Genomic DNA, 1,101 nt, shown 5'->3' with positions numbered 1-1,101 from the left:
CGTAAACATCCTGGCAGGTAACTGTTCCGCTTATGACAATCTTTCCGTAGCTGAAGATGGCGATACTCGATGTTAGATGCAGATCCACTTCAGCTTCTGTCTTGACCACGGGGAGTTTTACACCAACGATAGTCTCTTCATGGACTGTGCGAAGCTTTGTATCCACTGTAAAGGCTGTCTTAGCATAGCCGTATTTAGCCACATAGAGTGTGAGCGTATCAGGTGCGCAGTTAACCCAATCAGTTGCAGCAGGTGAGGCAGTGTCTGTCCAAAGTACATTAGTATAGATGTACGTGGTAGCGTCTTTATTGATAGCAGTGTTTTGTAGGTGGCCTGACACGCCATCCTGATACGGCTTTATGTCCGCGGTGTATCCCAGTGGACGTACACCTGCGGGATAGTCATTTGCGTAGGTCCACATGAGCGTGTAATCGCTAAAGGGTTGCTCCGTTTCGTCTTTGAAGATAACACGCACGCCCTGCAATTCCTCGATCAGGCATTTCTGCGTGCCAAGAATCTTGACAGGCTGATCACTCAGATTCGTGGCGTTCTTCGCCCGAAGGTACGCACCGTGGCCCATCCGTACGGCTGCACCATCTGAGCTCAGGTACGTGTCACACTTCCAGTTCTCCATCTCCCACACGTGCTTAGCTACCGGGGTGGCCGATAGGAAGGCGTTTCGGTCAAAGGTAATGCCCGGGGATCCCGCCTGCTTCCAGCCTTTTATAGTACCCTTGTGAGACCAGGGTACCAGCTGCATCTGTGAGAGGATCTTATCCGCAGAAAAGACACACGTTATATCCGAGAAACCTGCCGCCACAGATGTCTTAGGGCCCAGTTCCACCTCCACCTGTTTGTTGGGGCACCACAGGAAGATCAGATCACCGAGGAAGCTGATGCTTGCCTTCCCGCCAGCGGTGTAGCTGAACAGGTGCCCTACATCCGCGAGCGTCGAAGCCCGGTCCACAATGATACCGCTGTTGTCGATGACCAGTTCGGCAGCGGTCGTGCTGTTCCCCTCAAAAGCGATCAGCCCCTTCCCCGGGGAGAGGGCATCATCGATCAGGAGCCGTGCCCCGGCTACCGGAACACTTTCGCCAT

General features: G+C 53.5%; 1 protein-coding gene. It reads right to left on the bottom strand.

Features of this window, described 5'->3' with window-relative positions; genetic code table 11:
* Nucleotides 1-1,101: hypothetical protein (locus tag ACOCD2_RS21345; RefSeq protein WP_419626069.1), on the bottom strand; the 1,101-nt coding region annotated here is incomplete at both ends.

Source organism: Thiolapillus sp., from assembly GCF_048562965.1.
Taxonomy (GTDB): Bacteria; Pseudomonadota; Gammaproteobacteria; order Chromatiales; family Chromatiaceae; genus Thiolapillus; species Thiolapillus brandeum_A.
This window is presented reverse-complemented; position numbering and strand designations above follow the sequence as displayed.